The 19,912-nt window shown below is 68.5% G+C and carries 14 protein-coding genes; 8 read left to right on the plus strand and 6 right to left on the minus strand.

Annotation, left to right across the window (positions count from 1 at the left end):
• Positions 1-1,012 precede the first annotated feature (1,012 nt).
• From rph to FHX37_RS10565, 6 genes are all read left to right on the plus strand, one after another.
• The gene (rph, locus tag FHX37_RS10540; RefSeq protein WP_141923736.1) at positions 1,013-3,607 is read left to right on the plus strand and encodes a rifamycin-inactivating phosphotransferase; all 2,595 of its coding nucleotides are present in this window, start codon (positions 1,013-1,015) and stop codon (positions 3,605-3,607) included.
• Positions 3,608-4,097: 490 nt separating this feature from the next.
• Positions 4,098-4,505: a hypothetical protein gene (locus tag FHX37_RS10545; RefSeq protein ID WP_141923737.1), complete on the plus strand. Its 408-nt coding sequence runs from the start codon at positions 4,098-4,100 to the stop codon at positions 4,503-4,505.
• A gap of 394 nt (positions 4,506-4,899) precedes the next feature.
• Complete coding sequence (gene guaD, locus FHX37_RS10550; RefSeq protein WP_246062234.1) at positions 4,900-7,215, plus strand: guanine deaminase; 2,316 nt, start codon at positions 4,900-4,902, stop codon at positions 7,213-7,215.
• A gap of 591 nt (positions 7,216-7,806) precedes the next feature.
• Entirely contained in the window at positions 7,807-8,355 is a 549-nt protein-coding gene (locus FHX37_RS10555; RefSeq protein WP_141923738.1) for a hypothetical protein, read from the plus strand.
• 13 nt (positions 8,356-8,368) lie between these two features.
• The gene (locus tag FHX37_RS10560) at positions 8,369-8,722 is read left to right on the plus strand and encodes a leucine-rich repeat domain-containing protein (RefSeq protein ID WP_141923739.1); all 354 of its coding nucleotides are present in this window, start codon (positions 8,369-8,371) and stop codon (positions 8,720-8,722) included.
• A gap of 15 nt (positions 8,723-8,737) precedes the next feature.
• A complete protein-coding gene (locus FHX37_RS10565) occupies positions 8,738-9,616 on the plus strand; it encodes a YwqG family protein (RefSeq protein WP_211351800.1) in 879 nt (292 codons plus the stop codon).
• A 384-nt stretch (positions 9,617-10,000) separates the two neighbouring features.
• Here the strand turns inward: FHX37_RS10565 and FHX37_RS10570 are convergent, their stop codons facing one another.
• Positions 10,001-11,419: an MFS transporter gene (locus FHX37_RS10570; protein WP_211351801.1), complete on the minus strand. Its 1,419-nt coding sequence runs from the start codon at positions 11,417-11,419 to the stop codon at positions 10,001-10,003.
• Between the two features lie 17 nt (positions 11,420-11,436).
• Positions 11,437-12,297: an alpha/beta hydrolase gene (locus FHX37_RS10575; protein ID WP_211351802.1), complete on the minus strand. Its 861-nt coding sequence runs from the start codon at positions 12,295-12,297 to the stop codon at positions 11,437-11,439.
• 105 nt (positions 12,298-12,402) lie between these two features.
• Here FHX37_RS10575 and FHX37_RS10580 point away from each other — a divergent pair, with 105 nt between their 5' ends.
• On the plus strand, positions 12,403-13,332 hold the full coding sequence (locus FHX37_RS10580; protein WP_141923740.1) for a LysR family transcriptional regulator: 930 nt from the start codon (positions 12,403-12,405) through the stop codon (positions 13,330-13,332).
• A gap of 211 nt (positions 13,333-13,543) precedes the next feature.
• Here the strand turns inward: FHX37_RS10580 and FHX37_RS10585 are convergent, their stop codons facing one another.
• Positions 13,544-14,113, minus strand: a complete 570-nt coding sequence (locus FHX37_RS10585; RefSeq protein ID WP_141923741.1) for a helix-turn-helix domain-containing protein — start codon at positions 14,111-14,113, stop codon at positions 13,544-13,546.
• Between the two features lie 60 nt (positions 14,114-14,173).
• On the opposite strand from FHX37_RS10585, the gene FHX37_RS10590 reads away from it, so the two are divergent.
• Positions 14,174-15,121 carry an alpha/beta hydrolase family protein gene (locus FHX37_RS10590; RefSeq protein WP_141923742.1) on the plus strand — a complete coding sequence of 316 codons (948 nt, stop codon included), beginning with the start codon at positions 14,174-14,176 and terminating at the stop codon, positions 15,119-15,121.
• Between the two features lie 101 nt (positions 15,122-15,222).
• On the opposite strand, the gene FHX37_RS10595 is transcribed toward FHX37_RS10590, so the two are convergent.
• The 3 genes from FHX37_RS10595 to FHX37_RS10605 all read right to left on the minus strand — a co-directional run bounded on the left by FHX37_RS10595 (position 15,223) and on the right by FHX37_RS10605 (position 19,898).
• Positions 15,223-17,364, minus strand: a complete 2,142-nt coding sequence (locus FHX37_RS10595; protein WP_141923743.1) for a DEAD/DEAH box helicase — start codon at positions 17,362-17,364, stop codon at positions 15,223-15,225.
• Positions 17,364-18,683, minus strand: a complete 1,320-nt coding sequence (brxD, locus tag FHX37_RS10600; RefSeq protein WP_211351803.1) for a BREX system ATP-binding protein BrxD — start codon at positions 18,681-18,683, stop codon at positions 17,364-17,366. Before brxD ends, FHX37_RS10595 begins: the two co-directional genes overlap by 1 nt.
• Positions 18,684-18,806: 123 nt before the next feature.
• Positions 18,807-19,898 carry a hypothetical protein gene (locus tag FHX37_RS10605; protein WP_141923744.1) on the minus strand — a complete coding sequence of 364 codons (1,092 nt, stop codon included), beginning with the start codon at positions 19,896-19,898 and terminating at the stop codon, positions 18,807-18,809.
• Positions 19,899-19,912: the final 14 nt, after the last annotated feature.

A 19,912-nucleotide genomic window follows, 5' to 3' on the forward strand; every position in this document is an offset into this window, starting at 1 on the left:
AAACCCGGGATCCGGCCCACGGCCATCCGATACCCGAGGACCACCCGCATCACTCTAAACATTCCCCTACCTCAGGGCAGGGTTCCGGAGCGCCCCAGCCGTGCACCGGCTGGTGGTCCGGCATCACACGACCACGGCGCACCACCGCCGGATTGTTGTCCACCAGCCAGGGCCAGCGCGGCGACACTCCCATGTTCGCCCCCGTCGCGGCTCAGCTAGGTCCTACCCCTCGGCTGCGGTCCGGGCCTGTTTGCGGCGACAACGCCGCAAACGCCACGGTCCAGCGGGTGAGAGGCCTCCGGCGTTCGACCGGCGGGCCTACCGCGGCCGTGGCACCGTCGATCGGACGGTCAACCCGCCCAAGCAGAACCGGACGGTAGTCACCCGCTATGACAAGCGGGCCGCGACCTACGACGGAACCGTCCAACCCGCCGCGATCCGGATCTAGCTACGCGACCTCATCCGTCCAAAAACAGAACCCGGTTGTTCTGTCCTCTGAGGTAAGAGCAGCTTGCAGCGGCAGCCCCTGCGGCTGCGACGCGCGGGGCCGCCTCCGGGCCTTCGCGGGTACCCCACGCTGAACCCGCGGATGAGCACCGACCAAGGAGGACCAGGCGCCGCGCCCAGAGTTCCGCCGGGGGCAGATAGGGCAGGCACGCTTTCAACTCGTGGCGTCGGGCTCCTTGCCGGACTGCTTACCGGCGAAGACCTTGCGGCGCCCGACCGCGTCCAGGGCGTGCTGACCGATTGATAGATCCCCTCGGACCACGCGGCGGCGCGCATACCGGCGGCAAGCTCCTCGGCAAGCGACGTGTCCGACCGGTCAGCGCGACAGTCCGGCCACGGTGCCGGGGAAGGATCGGCCGGGACTACACATGAGGTGAGGGTCGTTCCCTGCCACTTTCATTTTATATCAGATTCGCACGCCTCATGAGGAACTGAAAATTGCTCCATACTTGCTGTCTTACGAATCGGACCGACGAAATACGGGGCAGCGGAATTGCGCTATGTGATGGATTTCGAGCAGATCGACGCGACGAATGTCGCAGACGTGGGTGGAAAGGGGGCGTTTCTGGGCGAGCTCTCACGGATCCCCGGTACCGGCGTTCCGGGCGGCTTCTGCATCACGACGGACGCCTTCCGACGGATCGTCGCCGAGGCGCCGTCGATCGGTACCCGGTTGGACCAGCTGTCCCGCGCGGAACCGGACGACCACGCGGCCGTCCGCACCCTGAGTGCCGATGTGCGCCGCAGCGTCGAGGACGTCGCGGTGCCCGACGCACTCGCGACGGCTATCAGCGAAGCACTCACCCGGTTCGGGGAGCACACCCCCTACGCGGTGCGATCCAGCGCGACCGCCGAGGACCTGCCGACCGCGTCCTTCGCCGGCCAGCAGGACTCGTACCTGAACATCACGGGTCCCGCGGAGATCCTTCGGCACGTCCGACGGTGCTGGGCCTCGCTGTTCACCGAATGGGCGGTGACCTACCGTCTCCGCAACGGCTTCGACCACCGGAAGACGGGTATGGCCGTGGTCGTACAGCGGATGGTGTTCCCGGACGCGGCCGGGACCCTGTTCACCGCGGACCCGGTGACCTCGAACCGCAAGACCGCCACCGTGGAAGCCGGGTGGGGGCTCGGCGAGGCACTCGTCTCCGGTCTGGTCTCCGGTGACGTCTACACGGTGCGCGACGACCAGGTCGCCTCCGCAGCGATCGCTGCCAAGACCCGGGTCGCTCAGGCGTCGCCGGAAGGCGGCACCCATGACGCACCGACCGATCCGCAGCGGCAGGCGCAGTCGGCTCTGACCGAAGCACAGGTCGTGCGCCTGGTGCGGCTGGACCGGCGCATCGAAACGCACTTCGGCCGGCCCCAGGACATCGAGTGGTGTCGGGTCGGCGACGACTTCCACATCGTCCAGAGCCGACCGATCACCACCCTGTTCCCCGTCCCCACGACCGATGACCAGGAGAACCACGTCTACGTCTCCGTCGGTCACCAGCAGATGATGACCGACGCGATGAAGCCGTTGGGGCTCTCCCTGTGGCAACTGACGACCCCGCGAGCGATGCACGAGGCGGGCGGACGGTTGTTCGTCGACGTCGCCCCCGCCCTGGCGACGCCCGCGGGCCGTGCGAACCTCATGGAGACTCTGGGGAGCTCCGACCCGCTGATCGGGGACGCGCTGCAAGCCGTCCTCGACCGCGGCGACTTCCTCCGCACACTTCCGGAAGAAGACTCCACCGCCGCCCCCGCCGATGACGCACCCGCCCCGATCGCGACCGATCCCGAAACCGTCAGCGAACTGATCCGACACAGTGAGGCCTCGGTCGCCGCCCTGCAGCGCGAGATCCGGAATCTGTCCGGGCCGGCGCTGCTCGACTTCATCCGGTCCGACATCGCGGAGTTGAAGCGCATCCTGTTCGACCCGCAGAGCCTCCGGGTGATCATGGCGGCGATGGAGGCGAGCCAGTGGCTCAATGAGCACATGGAGGCGTGGCTGGGCGAGAGGAACGCGGCCGATGCACTCACGCAATCCGTCCCCCGCAACGTCACCTCGGAGATGGGGCTGGCGCTTCTCGACGTGGCGGACGCCATCCGGCCGCACTCCGACGTCGTGGAGTTCCTGCACCGTGTCGCGGACGAAGGCCGGCAGGGCGACGGCTTTCTGGACGAGATGGCCGGGCTGGCCGGCGGGCCGGAAGCACGTGACGCCATCCGGGGTTACCTCGACACGTACGGGATGCGCTGTGTGGGCGAGATCGACATCACCAGAGCGCGCTGGAGCGAGCAGCCCGCCGCGCTCGTGCCCGTCATCCTCGGCAACATCAAGAACTTCGAGCCGGGCGAAGGCGAGCGACGCTTCGAGCGGGGACGCCGGGAGTCACACCGGAAGGAACAGGACCTGCTGGCGCGCTTGCGCGCCCTTCCCGACGGCGAGCGCAAGGCCGAGGAGACCAAGCGGATGATCGACCGCGTCCGCACCTTCGCCGGGTATCGGGAGTACCCCAAGTACGGCATGGTCAGCCGTTACTTCGTCTACAAGCAGGCGTTGCTGCGGGAAGCCGACCGCCTCGTCCGGTCCGGCGCCCTGCGCGAGGACGAAGACATCTTCTTCCTCCGGTTCCAGGAGTTGGAAGAAGCCGTGCGATCCGACGAGGTGGACGCCGAGCTCATTCGGGAAAGGCGGGAGGCGTTCCGGGCGCACGAGGCGCTCATCCCGCCCCGGGTCCTCACATCGGACGGCGAAGCCCTCACCGGCCAGTATCGGCGTGACAGCGCCCCGTCCGACGCGCTGGCCGGCCTCCCGGTCTCGGCAGGGGCCGTCGAGGGCCGTGCCCGTGTCGTCACGGATATGGCTCAGGCCGACCTTGAGGCGGGCGACATCCTGGTCACCGCCTACACCGACCCCAGCTGGACCCCTGTGTTCGTCACCGTCGCCGGACTGGTGACGGAGGTAGGCGGGCTCATGACGCACGGGGCGGTGGTCGCGCGGGAGTACGGTCTGCCGGCCGTCGTGGGTGTGGAGCAGGCCACCCGGAGGATCCGGGACGGGCAGCGGATCCGCGTGCACGGGACCGACGGGTACGTCCAGATCCTCGCCTGAACCGTCGGAGCGGTCCCGGGAGTGACCGCGAAGGCCTTCCAGTGCGGTGCGTACACGGCTACTCCACCGCGCTGGAAGGCCCTCTTCACGGATCAACGGTCCGGCACCGTGTGCCAGCAACCTGATGGCCAGGTACGACTCGTGCGCTGGGGTCCTCGGCCGACCTCCGCGCGACCCACGCGACCATCACCTGCTCCCCTATATGACCTGCCGACCCGCGGATCGCAGGGTAGGCGTGTGCTCCGTCGGTGCTCTGTGGTTGCCGACACGACCGGCACGCGACGGGGCAGGACGGCGCTCCCGTGCCCCATCGGGCCGATGGAATCGTGCGTGACGGCGTTTCCCGGACTTCCACGGAACCCATGGCTCGTGCCTTTAATCCGCTGACCCGAAACACCAGGTGGTGAACGGACCGCTAGAGACGTCCACACGAGCAGAGGCCCCACGATGGGGAGCCGCTTCTGCCGCGCTCGATGTTCCATGCCCGGTTGTGCGGTACCTGACCCGGCTGCGGCTACCCACCGCAGCCGCATCGCCACCCCGCGGGGATGACCGGGTGTTGGGCTCGTCCGGCCACGCGGTGTTCTGGTTCCGCGTGCTGCCCGTCCGACCGCCGATGCGGGCATCTCCCCGGTCACAGGCTTATCGCTACACGGATGAGGCCACCGGTCTCCTGTCCGGACAGGTTCCCGAGCGGTCCGAGGTCGTGTCCCGCTGCCGCAGGCAGCAGATGACCCGCCTCATTCTGGACACGCCCCTCATCGCCTGCGACCGGTTCGAGGACAGCAATGAGGCGTGGCGCTCCGGCACGGCCAGGCACGGTACCGGCACTGTGTTGTTCCTTGCCGCCCCGGAGGGCATGCCGCTGCGGGGCTGGCCACCCTGGCCGCCAGCATGACCGGCGTGGGCTATGTCGGTGCTGGTGCCGGCGCGCACCCCCACGTGCGCCCACACTCCCCCACCGCGCTCAGTCCCAGCCGTGTCGGGCTATCACCCAGGCTGCGCTCGCCTCCAACAACGCATGGAAAAGTTTCGCTGAGAGAACCTCACCATCCGCCCACAACTCCACAAAAGAGCATTTTCCGCCATGTCAAGTTAAACGATAAATCACAAGGAAGGACAGGAATCCGGCACCCCTCATTTCAGAACTCCAAAACCAGAACCGAATTCCGGTGCACCGATTTCCTTTCCCGCAGCCCGGGGTAATTGCAGCGTGGGTTCCTGAGCGCACGCGATCCGCCAGGAACCGGCCTTTTCCCCTTCGCATAACGGACTTTCATGGAGGTAATCAGGTGACCCCCCTGGAGACTCTCGACAGTGCCCGTGCCAACGCCGACGCATCCCGTTCCGGAAACCCGGCGGCCCGCGAAACGCCCGCCCCCGAATCGACCGTCGCTGTGCGGGGACAACTGCTCTGGTTCCACGACGATCCCTTCCTGGTCCCCAACAAGTACGCGATGCGCTACGAGCACGACGGCCTCCTCATCTGCTCGAACGGGAAGATCCAGCACTGCGGCCCCTACGAAAGCGTCCGCGAGCACCTGCCTCCGCAGGCCACTTTCGTCGACCATCGGGACAAGATCATCACGCCCGGGTTCGTCGACACGCACGTGCACTACTCGCAGACCGCCATGATCGGGGCCTACGGCGAGAAGCTGATCGAGTGGCTGCAGAAGTACGTGTACCCGGAGGAGATGAAGTTCTCCGACCGGGAATACGCCGATGAGATCGCGCAGCTCTTCTGCGAGCAGCTGCTGCGCAACGGCACCACCACCGCGCTGGTCTTCTGCACGAGCCACCCGGAATCGGTCGACGCGCTGTTCGAGGAGACCAACCGGCGCGGGATGCGGATGGCGGCCGGAAAGGTGCTCATGGACCGCAACGCCCCCGCGGAACTACTCGACTCCTCCGTCCAGGAAGCCTACGAGCAGTCCCGCCGACTGATCGAACGCTGGCACCACGCCCCGGGAACCCGCGGCGTCTACGCCGTCACCCCCCGGTTCGCAGTGGCCTGTACCGGGGAGATGCTCCAAGCCGCCGACGACCTCTGGAGGAGCGCCGATGGCCTGATCATGCACACGCACGTCTCCGAGAACCCCGACGAGGTCTACCAAGTGCGCGGGCTGTTCCCGGAGCGCTCAGGCTATCTGGACGTCTACCACCACTACGGCCTGCTCGGTCCCCGGGCGGTTCTGGCCCACGGTGTCCAGCTGACAGCCGGTGAGCTGGACACCTGCAGCACCACCCGGGCGGCGATCGCTCACTGCCCCACGTCGAACCTGTTCCTGGGCAGCGGACGCTTCCAGCTCCGCGACGCCAAGAACCCGCGACGTCAGATCACGGTAGGGCTGGGCACCGACGTGGGCGGCGGGACGAGCTTCTCGCCCCTGAGCACGATGAGCGAGGCATACAAGGTGGCGGCCCTCGGCGACTACCCTCTCGACGCGGCGCGCATGTTCTACCTGGCCACCAAGGGCGGCGCCGTCGCGCTGGGCATGGACCACCAGATCGGTTCACTGGAACCCGGGTACGAGGCCGACTTCACCGTTCTCGACCCGAAGGCCACCCCTCTGCTGGCCAGGCGCACCCGCAACAGCCCCAACATCACCGACGTGCTGTTCGCGCTGTCGATCCTGGGCGACGACCAGGCCGTCGCAGAGACCTATGTGGCGGGACGACGGTCCTATGCTCGGGAGGCCAAGCCGGACCCGCAGCCCAAACGCAACTGGACCCTCACCTGGAGCCGCTACGACTGGGAGAGCGACACCTGGCTGCCCGACCAGCCGACCCCGGCCGTCGGATGGCGTGCCCCGGCGATCGACTCCTACGCCGGCAACCTGCACTGCGTCTACAACTCGACCCGCGACGAACTCCACTGGACCGTTTTCGACGGGACGGAATGGAGCACCCCCGTCAGCCTGGGCCGCCAGGCCGGGACCAACCCGAGCCTCGCTGCCTACAACGGCAAACTGTACTGCTGCTACGTCTCCCAATCACATAAAACGTTCCTGATCAGCTACGACGACGAGACAGGCGGATGGAGCCCGCCCCAGCACATCGCCTCCGCCCCTGACAGCGGCCAGCCGCCGACCCTGGCCGCCTACCACGGGCTGCTGTACGTGTTCCTGCGCGACCGTGAGTACAAGCCCGGATACATCCACTGCGCCACCTACGACGCCGAACAGGACCTGTGGAGCGCATGGAGGCAGCTCTGGCGCGTCGACACCTACGACCCCGTAGCAGCGGCCCCCTTCGCCGGACGGCTGTACGTCATGTACTCCCCTCGCCTCGCCGAAGACAGCTACGAGACGCAGGAACTGCGATGGACCTCCTACGACTCCGAGACCGACAGGTGGGACGGGCACCGGGTCCTCGCCGGAACGTTCGATACGGCCCGCCCCGCGCTCACTCCCTACAACGGTCTGCTGTACGCCTCCGGTAACCAGTGGGCGGGCACGGAGTTGCACAACTGGACCGCCAGGCTGGGACCCGACGTTCCGACCTGGAGCACCCCTGAGTGGAATGCGCAGATCCATCCGGGCACGTCGTTCGGCCTGGGTCTGACCGCCTACCACGGGCATCTCTACGCGGTCTACTTCACCCGCTGACCCGCTTCCGGTGAACGAGGGGAGCAGCCGGACGCGGCGAACACTGCGCCGGCTGCACTGACGGAACCGCGGCGCTCGTCGGGGACGCCGGCGTCCGGCAACGCGACGAGCGCGCACCCCGCATTGCGCGGTGTGGACGCGGCTCGGTCAGCGGAAGACCACCAGGGGGCGCCATGCCCGTGGCGCCCCCTACCCGGACACTGCCTCGGACCATCACTCCCGACGTCCCAGCCGAAGAGGCCGTTCTTCTCCACCGGTCGGCAGCGAACCGCGATCGGAGAAAACGCCACCGTTGACTTCACGTGCGTGGCGTCACACAACTCCGTCGCACCCCACCACAGGCGTCTTGCTTTCTTCAGCCGCCCGGCGGCCTCCCGCAGTGGGGCGCGCACCAGGATGGCGTGGTTAATCTCGCCGTACTCATGAGGCTCGAAGGCCGCCAACTCCGACCAGCGCGACCGAAGGTGTGGTGCAGCCGCATCGCCGCCCTGTGGGGGTGCCCCCACCCCTGGAGTACGTCGGCCTCGTCGTATCCGGGCCGGACGGGCGAGAGGGAATCCCCTGTCACATCCGGCCCCTACAGTCCCTCCCATGACACAGCCAACTCCCCCCGGCATCCACAACAACGACAGGGACGGAGGTGCCGACACCGCACCCCGACTCGACCAGTTAAGAGCACTGCTGGAGACCGCAAAGCCCGGCGAGGCGCGCGAGGCCGTCCGGGAACTCGTGCAGCTGTCCGCACCGGGCGACGGCGGGGAGGCACTGAAACTGGCCGCCCGGTTCACCAACAAGGACAAGTACGCTTCCAAGCTGCTTCTTCGGCTGTGGTCGACGGCCCGCGACTCGGACGGGTTCGCTGAGCACCTGCTCGCCCCGGTGTTCCGTCACGAGGGTAGGACCGAGCTGCGGCTGTCTGAGATCACCTCGCTCACGGGCCTGCGGCATCTCACCATGCTCACCAAGCTCCACCTCGACTGGTGCAGGAGGATTACGGACGTCACTGAGGTCGACGAGCTCACCGGCCTCAGCGGTCTCGGCCGGCTCCCCGCTGAGCACATTGACCCTCCTCCACATGGAGACCCTGGACTCGCTCAGCTCCCTTCAGGAATGCCCCGAGTTGACGGAACTAACCCTTAGCAACTGTCCGCGTGTGGAGGAGATACCTGCCGGTTCCCTCGACTCGCTCTCCCTGTCCGGCGCGGGCTGGAGGGACATGTCACCCTTGGCCAGCCAGCGGAGTCTTCGCACTCTCAAACTCGAGGTGGACAATCTGGAGGACATCACCGCCCTCGCCCGGCTGCCCCACCTCGCCGAGCTCGACCTGAGCGAGTGCCGCTCGGTGAACGGCCTCCGGCCTCTGCTCGACATGCCGTCGCTGACACACCTCCAGGTGCCCGACGAGTCTTGGACCTTCACCGAGTCAGGAACCCTCACCCCCGCGCTGACCGAGCTCAAGGCACGCGGGGCGAACGTCACCGTTCTCGACGCCCGCGACATCAGCTGACCTTAGGAGTTCACCATGGCACTGACCCCCGAAATGCTGGACAGGCTCAGCCAGTTCCGCACGAAGGCCCTCGCAACGGGCATCCCCCCGGACGATCTCGAACGGTGGATCGGTACCGCCCGTCCGTGCGCGAAGTTGGATCCGACAGGGGACGGGCCGGTCGTGGGTCGGCTCGGCGGCCCTCTGATGCTGCCCACCGATGCTCCCGACCCGTGGTGCAAGCTCGCCGCCACCATCGACCTCGCCGCAATACCCGAGGGCACGACGAACCTCACCCTGCCATCCGACGGCCACCTGTTGCTGTTCGCTAGGCCCAATCCCGCGTTGATGGGCTACGAAACACTGGGTAGTGCGCTCCACATCCCTGCCGGTACGCCCGTCGAGGAACGCCAGGTGGATCTCGACCCGGAACCGGGCAACGAACTGTACGGGGTGGAGTTTCCGGAGAGGCGGCTGCACCTGAGAACCGGGATCTCCCTACCGGAACACTCCCAGGTCCACGACCCTGGCCCCCCTCCTGCCACCATGCGGTTCTCGGATCATCACTACACCAAGGAACAGCTTGCGGCCTGGGAAGAAGTGCTTGAGGTCTGGGATGAGATGGCAGACGACATTGTCCGTCCCGGGCTCCAGCTCGGCGGATACGCCCTGGACGAATACTGCGAGGAGGATCCCGCCGTGTTGGCCGGAAAGGAGGCGGCACGAGCGGAGCAGAAGGGCACGTTACCGAAAGCCGATGCGGACATACGCCCCGAGGACTGGGTGTGTCTCGCCCAGTGGTGGCATGGGCTTAAGGGCCTGGAGATGGCGCTGTACTCCTGGTCGATCGCTCGGCAGGACCTGGCCGCAGGACGCTTCGACCGGGTCTATGCCACCATGACCTGGAACCCGTAACATCCGCCGGTATTGATTGTCAGCGCTGGAACGCACCGCACCCATCGAGTGCACCACTTCCATCCACGCGTGGAGTTCGGTGGACTCGTCTGAGGTGTACGGGGCGCCGTGGTCAGGATGCAACACCGCCCCGACCAGGTACCCGCGCTGCCTCCAGCGCGTCGGGGACCAGTTCGGTGCGCATGCGTGCGGCGAGCGGCCAGCCCACTAGATCCTGTTTTTGGACGCTGTTCGTCGCGAGCGGCGTCTCCAGTACCGCCTGGCACGGCCGAGGAGCCAGGCAGAGCACAGGCTCTGTCGAGGAGACGGAAACGCCGCCAGGCGGTGCGCTGGGACAACGCGAAGCAGGACAAGAGTCCGAAAACAGGACCTAGCTGCGTAGAATCATCGGCTCACTCCCTGCCCGGAATCAGCAAGTCCCCTCACCCCCGAGATCCGCGAAGGCCATCCCTGGCCCAGCCGCAGGCTGATCACGGCCGTGAGCGCGAAGACCCCGGCCTGATACAGCATCGCGTGCCAGAACGCGTCGCCGGAGTCGGCAGCAGGTGCGAAGTAGGCGAGGGCGGCCAATGTGATACCGACAGACCCGCCGAGCTGCTGGGCGGTGGGCAGCAGTCCCGATAGCGACCCAGCGGTATCGGTGTTCGCGCGCGCCAGTACCAGCGAGAACACCGAGGCGGTGAACGCGCCGAACGCCGCGCCGCCCAGCGCCAGCAACGGCGCCGCCATCCACGGGACCGCGCTACCCACGAGCGGGGCGAGTCCTACCATGACCACGACCAGTGCCAACGCGGCGGCGGTCAGCAGGCGCGGACCGTGGCGGCGGGCCAGGCCGGCAGCACATCGGCTGCCGACGATGGCCGCGGCTGCGAACGGGGACGACAGCGCGGCGGCGGCCAGCGCGGAGTAGCCGGCGGCCTGCTCCAGGTGCAGGAACAGCAGGTAGGTGAACGACGGAACCCCGGTGTTGAAGACGAAGACCAGCAGGATGCCGGAGCGCGCGGTCCGGTCACGCAGAGCCGCAGGATGGATCAGCGGGTCCGAGCTGCGACGCTGCGTTGCGGCGAAGCCGCCCAACACAACCGCGGAGCCAGCGAGGCTGCCCAGGGTCCACGGCGGCCATCCCGCGTTTGGCCCGAGAGCGAGCGGGAGGATCAGCATCCCGAACCCGATTGTGGCGAGCACCGCGCCGAGCGCGTCGATCCGCTGCCCGTCGGCGGGACGTGAGCGCGGCAGTACCCGTGCCCCCGCCAGTGCCGCCAGCGCCACTGGAACGGTCACCAGGAAGATCGAGCGCCAGCCCATCCCGAGCGGGTCCGCGCCGATCAACAGCCCGCCCAGCAGCGGTCCGACCAGCGAGGCGACCCCCATTGTCGCCCCGTACAGCCCCAGTGCGTGGGCGCGCCGCGATGCAGGCAGCGCCGTTTGGATAATCGAGAGGACTTGGGGGGCGACGAGGCTGCTTCCCGCGCCTTGGACCAGCCGGGCCGCGATCAGCATGGCCGGCGTCGACGCGAACGAGCACACCGCGGAGGCGAGTGCGAACACGGCGGTGCCGATGGTGAACAGGCGCCGGTAACCGTAGCGGTCGCCCAAGCGTGCCGCGGTGATGAGCAGGCACGCGTAGGAGAGGGTGTAAGCGGCGAGCATAAGCTGCACCTCACCCGGACTGGCGTGCAGGTCGTGCTGGATCTCCGGTGCAGCCACCTGCGCAATGGTCACGCTGAGCAGCTGCACGAAGGTAGCGCTGAGCACCACGGGCAGCACGAGCTTGGATGCGGCCGGACGCGCCACGGACGTCATGGGTGGATTCCCAGCGGTCATGAGCGCCAGGCAGCGGAGGTGAGCGCAGCCGCCAGTTCGGCGGGGCGCGCGGCGAAAGGGGTGTGACTGCCCGGCAGCGTGTGCACCGTGAACGGGTTGCCGGGGAATGCTGTGTCGGCCTCGGCGATCATCAGGTCCTGGACCGCGGTGGGCAGCGACCGGTCCTCAGCGCAGCGCAGGAACGTGTGCGGGATGCGACCCCAGCCCTGGGCGGTTAGGGGGACCGGGCTCGATGCAATGGCCATGGGCAGGTCGGGGCTTAGGGCCATCCGCCATCGGTCGAACCGGTCGGCAGGTGTGTCGTGGTAATGGGTCTGGCGCAGTTCTTCGACGTAGTCCGGGTCGGTGGAGACAGGGTTGATCCGCAGGGCACCGACCTCGTCGGGACCGGCGACCGGTAGGCCGCCACCGAGAGCGGAGGCGTTCTCGGGCGCGGAGAGGTAGTCGTAGAAGCGCGGACGCCCCGCCGGGACGAACGCGGACAGGTAGGCGATGCGGTCAACGAGTTCGGGGGCACGTTCCGCGGCCAGAGACGCGGGGCCACCGCCTGCGCTGTGGGCGACGAGGACGACGGTGCGGGCGCGGGGGCGGACCGAGCGCAGGGTCTCTAGCACCGTGTCGGCGCACTCATCTATTGTCACCCCGGCCAGCTCCGACTTTTCCGTGCGCATCCCGAGCTGGGATGCGGTGAGGTAGCCGCTGGGCAGCGGGGCGGCGAGCCCGTGGCCGGGCAGGTCGACGGCGACGCTGGCTGCGCCGAGGGCGGCGAGCGAGCGCTGGGTGGGTCCCCAGTGCGCGGAGCTGTGCCAGGCGCCGTGGACGAGGACGAACAGTGTGTCTATCGGGGTGGAAACCATGGCCTCAATTCCACACATGGCGGCGTCGGATGTGTTGCGGTATGTCTTACAGGAGGGCGCGTGATATCCCTGAGATATCAAATCGGATGAAGGGAGGGAGCCGGTATGGAGGCGCGGCACCTGCGTTACGCGATTGTGCTCGCCGACCACCAGAACTTCCGCCGAGCCGCGGCGGCCATCGGGATAGCCCAGCCGCCGTTGTCCAAGCAGATCGCGGCCCTGGAACACGAGGTCGGCGCCCGGTTGTTCGACCGGACCGCGCACGGGGTCATCCCTACGTCCGCGGGTGAGGCGTTCCTGGCCAGAGCACGCAGGTCGCTGGCCGAGGCGTCCGCCGCCTCAGTGGACGCCGCGCGGGCTGCCCGCGGCGAGACGGGGCAACTGAGTCTGGGATTCGTCGCCTCCGCACTGCTGGACCCGCTGCCCGTTGTACTGGGCCGGTTCGGGGCGCAACGGCCGGGCGTACGTCTGATGTTGCACGAGATGGCGACGAGCAGGAGTACCGCCGCGCTAGTCGCGGGCGAGTTAGACGCCGCTATCGGGCTGGGACCGCCGCGCGGAACCGGAGCGGAGGCGCTGGTCTCCGTCACCATAGGGCGCGACCACCTGGTTGCTGTCGTGGCCCACTCCCACCCATACGCGGGGCAGCAAACGGTTGCGCTGGACCAGTTGCGCCACCAGCAGCTCATCGTCGCCCCCGGCGAGGACGAGCCCGCCATCGCCATCGGGCTGCGCGCGCTACTCGGCGACGAAGCGCACACATTGGAAGGCGCCACGGTCGCCCGGGACGTCCATACCATCACCGGCCTGGCCGCATGCGGGGTCGGTGTCGGCCTGGGCCCCTCCCGGATGCGGCTGAACGCACGGCCCGACGTCTGGTTCTGCGACGTGACGCCACGGACCCGGCTGCCGGACCTGAACCTGTCGTTTCGCGCCGGAGACCGCTCGCCGGCGCTGGAAGCCTTCCTGGACACTATCCGCGGCAACTGCCCGGATGTCGGCAATGCGCTCGACCAACGGCTGGGGCCGCGCTGAGGCTGGCACACCGACCGTGACACCGGAAGAGGGGATGAGAGCCGGGCGGTGGCGGGTGCGGCGGTATCTCCGCCGGAGGCTACGGGCTCTCAGGCCAGTGTCCGCGGAGGAGTCCGATCACGGCCTCGCGCGATCGCCAGGTCCGTAGCTGGGGGCAGGTCGGCTGCGGTCCTGTGCCGCAGGCACCCGTCAGCGTGCGATCCCCGTCCGCTCAGGAATCGTCGCCTCGGCTTTCCGCGGTGTCCTTGGCGGATTTGTCCGGAACGAAGGCGAGGCTGAGGAGGTGGCGGTTACGGCCGTCGCCCGGGGTAGAGCGGGTGCGGCGGGCGATGGCAGCTTCGATGTCGTCGACCAGTGCGGCGAACTCGTCGTCGGTCACCCATACCGCGCCCTGTCGGTAGAGGACGTTCTCGCGGGAGGGTTCGGCGTCGTCGCGCGAGAGGTAGCGCTCGAAGTCGGCCAGGAAGGCCCCGGCGAAGGCGGCGATGGCCCTCCGATGGTCGTCCTCGGTCATGGTGGTGCGGGCGTCGTCGTCGATAAGGCCCGCGTCCGGGCGAATACGGTAGCTGCGTTCGACCGTGCCGCGGACGGGCCGTTCGGCCGCCACTTCCAGAATCCCGGCTCGGGTGAGGGTGGTGACGTGCCGGTACATGGTGGCGTGCGGTATGTCGGGCAGGCGTTCGCGTAGTTGTGCGGTGGTCAGTTCGTCGGCGCCTCCCAGGGTCTGCAGGATGCGCAGCCGCACGGGATGCAGCAGGAGGTTCGCGGTTGCGTTCGCCATGACTTTATATTCTCATATTCGAGAATATTCTCGTAATTGATACCGATGAGAGGCGAAGTCGTGCCCGATACCGACATGACGGTCACCACGGACGACGGGACCCGCCTGGCCGGCACCCTGACCCTGCCGCCCAGCGCCGGCCCGCACCCCGCAGTCCTGCTCTTGCACGGCTCGGGACCCATGGATCGGGACGGTAACTCCCCCAAACTCGCGATGAACCTCGGCCGTCCAATGGCGGCGGCCCTAGCGGAGCAAGGCATCGCCACGCTGCGTTACGACCGGCGCGGGGCCGGCGCCACCCCGGGCCAATGGCAGACCGCTGGGGTCGCCGACAACCGCCGCGACGCTGCCAGCGCCCTGCGCGCCCTGGCCGAGCACCCCGCTGTCCGTGCCGACGCCGTCGGCGCCATCGGCCACAGCGAAGGCGCCCTGCACGCCATGTCCCTCGGCGCACACGACGATGCGCGGGCGGTGGTGTTACTGGCCGGATACGCCCGCTTGGGTGAAGACGCCTTCCGCCGGCAGTCCCGCGCGATCGTGCAGAGTCTGCCCGGCCCCATCCGCCTCCTGCGGCGGCCTCTGTGGGCGCTGTTCGACCGGACCCTCGCCCGCATCAAGAAGACCCGTACGGACGTGGCACGCATCGCGGGACTCCCGGTCAACGCCCGCTGGATGCGCGAAATGCTCGCCCACGACACCCGGGACGACCTCGCCGCCATCGAAGCCCCTGTCCTGGCCGTCACGGGCGCCAAGGACATTCAGGTCGATCCCGCTGATCTGGACGAAATCCAGCGGTTAGTACCGGGCGGGGCCGAGACCCATCGCACCCCCACCCTCACCCACGTGCTGCGCCATGACCACGGGCACCACAGCCTGCGCTCCTACCGCCGCCTCCTGCGCGAGCCCGTTTCCTCCGAACTTCTGACGCTCGTCGCTACCTGGATCTCCTCTCGATTGGACGCGTCCCCCGGGGAGACGACCGCCGCAGCGGAACCGACCCACTCCTGACCCCCTGTGCGTGTCGGCCCGGGGATGTAGGACTTCTCGCTGATTACCGGTACGCACGCTTCCGATGTTCACGCCGCCCCGAACAGTGCGGCAGCCCTGAATTAGTGGAGCTGGTGCGCGGATTCCGGGGTGAGCTGCAGCCGGACCGGTTCGGCGAGGGCGGCGCGTGCGCCGTCGACGTCGGCGAGCCTGGCGGCGAGGGTGGCTTCGGCCAGGTTCTCCGGTAGGAGGGCGGCGAACTTCAACCCGCGCACGGCATTGCGGTCCACCTCCGGCAGCACGGGGGCCGTCTCGCCCGCCTGGGCGGCGTTCCAGTCCGCCGGGGTGAGGTCCGCGCGCAGCCGCAGCGACAGGTCCGTGGGCCGCTGGGACTGGTCGGCCACCGACGGCAGGGTCGCGGCGAGGGTGGCGTTGGCGCGGTACCCGGCCCAAGTCCACCACCGCACCGTGTCGCCGTCCCGGGCCACCAGGGTCCCGGTATGGTGCACCATCGTGGGGGCATCGTCCCGGCGCCAGGCGACAAGGGCGCTGTGAGCCCGGCGGGTGAGCGACACCGGCGGTTCGACCCCGAGCAGCACCTCGCGCATGGCACGGGTCAGCTCATAGGACAGCCCGGCGGCGCCGCCGCTCCACCTGGCCACTCCCCCACCTTCGGCGGGTTCCACGAACACTCGCCGGCGTGTCCAATCGATGGAGGTCACCCGCCAGCTGCGCCCGCCGAGCAGCAGCAGCCGCGGACCGGCCCGCTCCTCGGTGAGCACCGCGGTGTCGGCACGGCCGACCTCCTGGCGACCAGCCAGCACGGTGAATTGCGGCGGCGCTGTGAACGAGGCGGTCAGTTCGCTGAAGTGGCGCCGCCCGAAACGGTGTTCGGCCTCGGGGCCGACAAACAGCATTCCGCCGTCCCGGTCGAGGAACCCGTTCTCGACCATGTGGTCCAGAGTGGGGGCCGCCGAGCGGTCGAACGGCGCCAACCCGTTCCACTCCCGTTTCCACAGCCGGTCGCCGACCGTGCGCTGTTGCAGGGTGAGGGCGAGTAGCTGCTGGGCCACCAGATGGCGCGGTTCGGGGGGCGCGGTCACCGGCTCCACCCAGTCGCGGCCCCACAGCAGGAGCAGTCCCGCCGCCTGGAGCAGCGCCGTCCGGGTGGTGGCGAGGAACAGGCAGTTGCGTACCGTGCCCGTGCGCCGGCCGGTGCGCCCGATGCGTTGCAGGAACGAGGTGACGGTGCGGGGCGCGTCGAGCTGGACCACCCGGTCCAGGTCTCCCACGTCGACGCCGAGTTCGAGGGTGGAGGTGGCGATGATGACGCAGTCGCGCGCCTCGGCGAAAGCCTGCTCTGAGCGGGTGCGTTCCTCGGCGGGCAGTGAGGCGTGGGAGAGGAACGTGGTCACTCCGCGGTTGCGCAGCGCCTCGCCCAGCTGTTCCACCTGCCGGCGGGACTCGCAGAACACCAGGCGTTTCTCCCCGCGGTGCAGGGTGGCGACCAGTTTCGCGGCGTTGTCTACCGAGGCGACGTAGTCCAGCTCCACCTCCCCTTCGGGTGGGGACCCGGCCGGTGCGGAGGGTGCGGGTTCGGGTGCGATCACCTGCCCGGCTCGTTGGTCGGCTCTGGCCCCCTGCAGCCAGGTGAGTAGCTGGTGCGGGTTGCCCACGGTGGCTGACAGGCCGACACGTTGGATGGGGTGGCCGGCCACGCGTTCCAGCCGTTCCAGGACGGCCAGCAGGTGCCATCCCCGGTCGTCGCCGGCGAAGGCGTGCACCTCGTCCACAACTACCGCGCGGACACTGCCCAGCAGGTGGGTGTGGTCGGTGGTGTCGCCGATGAGCATCGCTTCGAGCGACTCGGGGGTGGTGAGCAGGATGTCGGGCGGGTCGGTGCGGAGGTGTCGCCGCCGCGCCTGTGTGGTGTCGCCGTGCCAGAGTGCGGCGCGGCGCCCCAGCCAGTGAGCGTAGCTGTCGATCCGCGGGGCGAGGTTGTTGAGGAGTGCCTTGAGCGGGCACAGGTAGAGCACCGAGGTGCCGTTCCAGCGCTGGTGGGTCATGGCCGACAGCAGCGGGAAGCAGGCCGCTTCGGTTTTGCCGCCGGCGGTGGGTGCCAGCAGCAGCGCGTCGTCGCCGCCGGCCAGGGGGGCGAGTGCCGCCCGTTGCAGCGGTCGCAGGTCCCGCCAGCCCAGGGTGTTGACGATGTGGTGGGTTAGGACGGGGTCGAGCCGGTGCAGGGGATCGTCGGGCTCGGCCATCACAGGTCCAGGTCGACGTCGTCGGCCGAGGCGGCCAGGTTGCGTTCGGTGTCGGTGAGGTCGTCGTCGGCCACGGTGAGCGTGTAGTGCCGCCTGGGGTCGAATTCGGGGAACTGGTCGATCCGGTCGAGCACGTCGCCGACGAGTTTCTTCAAGAACAGCCGGGGGGCCACTCCGGTCCGGCCGCCCAGGGCGCCGCCGACCGCGCGGGCCAGCTCGGCGATGTAGTCGTCGTCGGCCAGCGCCGTGATCCTCTCAGGGGTGGGGGACCCGGCGGCGTAGAGGTCGCGGATGGTTGAGCCGAGTTCCACCAGGGCTTGGGGGGTGAACCCGGACAGCCGCAGCTGAGTCGCGCGGGGGCTGTCGAAGCGCGGGTCGGTGTTGAAGTCGGTGGCCAGCCGCTGGGCCAGCGGGGGGAGGCGTTGGGCACCCTGCTGACCGTCGTAGAACGCCGAGGTTCCGGTGATCACCAGGTACAGGCCGGGGAAACGACCCGAGTGCACCTCGTCGATGAGTTGGCGCAGCGCGTTGAGGGCCTTGTCTCGGGCGTCGGAACGCATCCGTTGCAGGGTTTCGACCTCGTCCAGGACCACGAGCAGGCCGGGGTGGCCGCTGTCCCGCAGTACGGTCAGCAGCCCCTGCAGGAACCCCAGGGCACCGAAGTGGTCGAGGTCGCCGCGGACGCCGGCGGCGCGCCGTGCGACGGAGGCCACGTGGGGTTGCCCGCCGAGCCAGGCCAGCACCGCCGCGGCGGTGGCCTCGTCCCCGTTGGTGAGTGCGGTGCGGTAGCCGCGCAGGGCGGTGGCGAATGACGGGGCGTGCCGGGACACCTCGGCCAGCCGGGCCGCCAGCAGCTTCTCCACCGCCGAGTCCAGCTGCTCCTCGTCCGCCCCGTCGGCGAGGGCGTCCTCCTCCAGCGCGTAGAACCAGGCGTCCACCACCGGCCGTAGTGCGCTGGGTGGGAAGCTGGCGGTGCCCATCCGCTCGGTGAGCCGCCGGTAGACGGTTTCCAGCTTGTGCAGCGGGGTTTCGGTTTCCGAGATCTGGATCTCGCAGGTGGCGAAGTTGCGCCGTTTGGCGCGTTCGGCGAGCCACCGGGTGAGGAAGGTCTTGCCGGAGCCGTACTCGCCGCGCACGGCTTTGAACCTCGCCCCGCCGGAGGCGGCCGTGTCCAGTTCTTCGTCCAGCGCCGCCGCGAAGTGGTCGAGGCCGGTGGCGAACAGGTCGAGCCCGCTCTCGGGGACGGCGCCACGCCGTAGCGCGTCCAGCACGCTCCGGCGGCGCGCTACGCTGATTTGGGGTGGGGTCGGGCTAGGCACGGGTCCCAGTGTCCCATCGCATACCCGGGCCACACACCTACCGGCCGCGGCGAAAAGGTTCCCGCTGGCGGAGGGAACTTCCGAATTCCCGGCCGCGCCCGCACAGCCGGGTCGCCCTTCTCATCACCGTAGGGTCCGCACGGCTTCGGCGAGCTGCTCCTTGTCCATAACCCAACGGTGCTCTCCGGCTTTGATAGCCATCTGGAGAGAACCGGTCCCATCCTCCGCGGTTTTTCCACTGCGAAGGTAAGCCCTTCGGAAATACGCGAAAAGGGCGGGGATCTGGGTATTCGGGATATCGGTCGTGTTCCCCAACGCGGCGATCGGCAGGAACCAGCGACGAAAGAGGAAGCGCAGACGGTCTTCGGAGGATACATCCGCCAGTTGTACTGCCGGCGAGGGCAGGCGACAGTGCGGGCCGTAGAGCAACCGTGTCTCCGCGCACTCTCGGAACGGGCTGCCGTAGGCGGCGATGTTGGCGATGGCTGTGGGAGTTGCGGTCATGACGATCCGCTTAGCGCCGAGACGCCTTCCCTCGGCCAAGGTGGTGACATGTACGGCCGCTCGCGGATCCAGTACCAGGCCGGGTAGGCCGAGGCCGTCTAGCCCAATCCCGTGACCTCGGGTTCGGGACAGCACAAGGCGTTCGGGAGCGTGGGCGGCGTTGGTTTTCAGATGTCTCACACGGCCGGTTCCGTACACCTCGGCGTGATCGAGCACGGGCCAGCCGGTGGGACGGGTGAGGATCAGGTGCCATTGCTTCTCATCACGGAAGCGACCGCTGCCGCAGGCTGCGCACATGTACGGAGCAGCGGCTCCGACCATATGCCCGCACACGGCACAGACGTGGACGTCCTCTGGGGAGATCACCAGATCTCCGGTCGATAACCGTTCACTGATCAGCTCGAGTGCGAGGATGCGCACTTCGGGATCGGCGTCGGTTGTAGTACTGACAGCGGCGTATTCCCATGCGGAACCGGAGTATTTGTCTCGGATCCCGTCACTTTCGAAAGCCTCTCGCGCGAGAGTTCCTCGCACGGTCCGGTACCGGAGATCGTTGGCGAGGGTGGCGCAGTTCCAGAGATGCCGTGCGACCGGGTTCTCCAGTAGATCGTTGAGGGCTTCGGCAGCCAGTAGCCCGACAGCCTTACCGGGAGCGCTGCGGAAGGTGAAAAGGCCGTTCTGGATCGGGCCGTTGACGAATGCGAGGTCCACTCGATCCCCTGAGC

This window comes from Haloactinospora alba (assembly GCF_006717075.1).
Classification (GTDB): domain Bacteria; phylum Actinomycetota; class Actinomycetes; order Streptosporangiales; family Streptosporangiaceae; genus Haloactinospora; species Haloactinospora alba.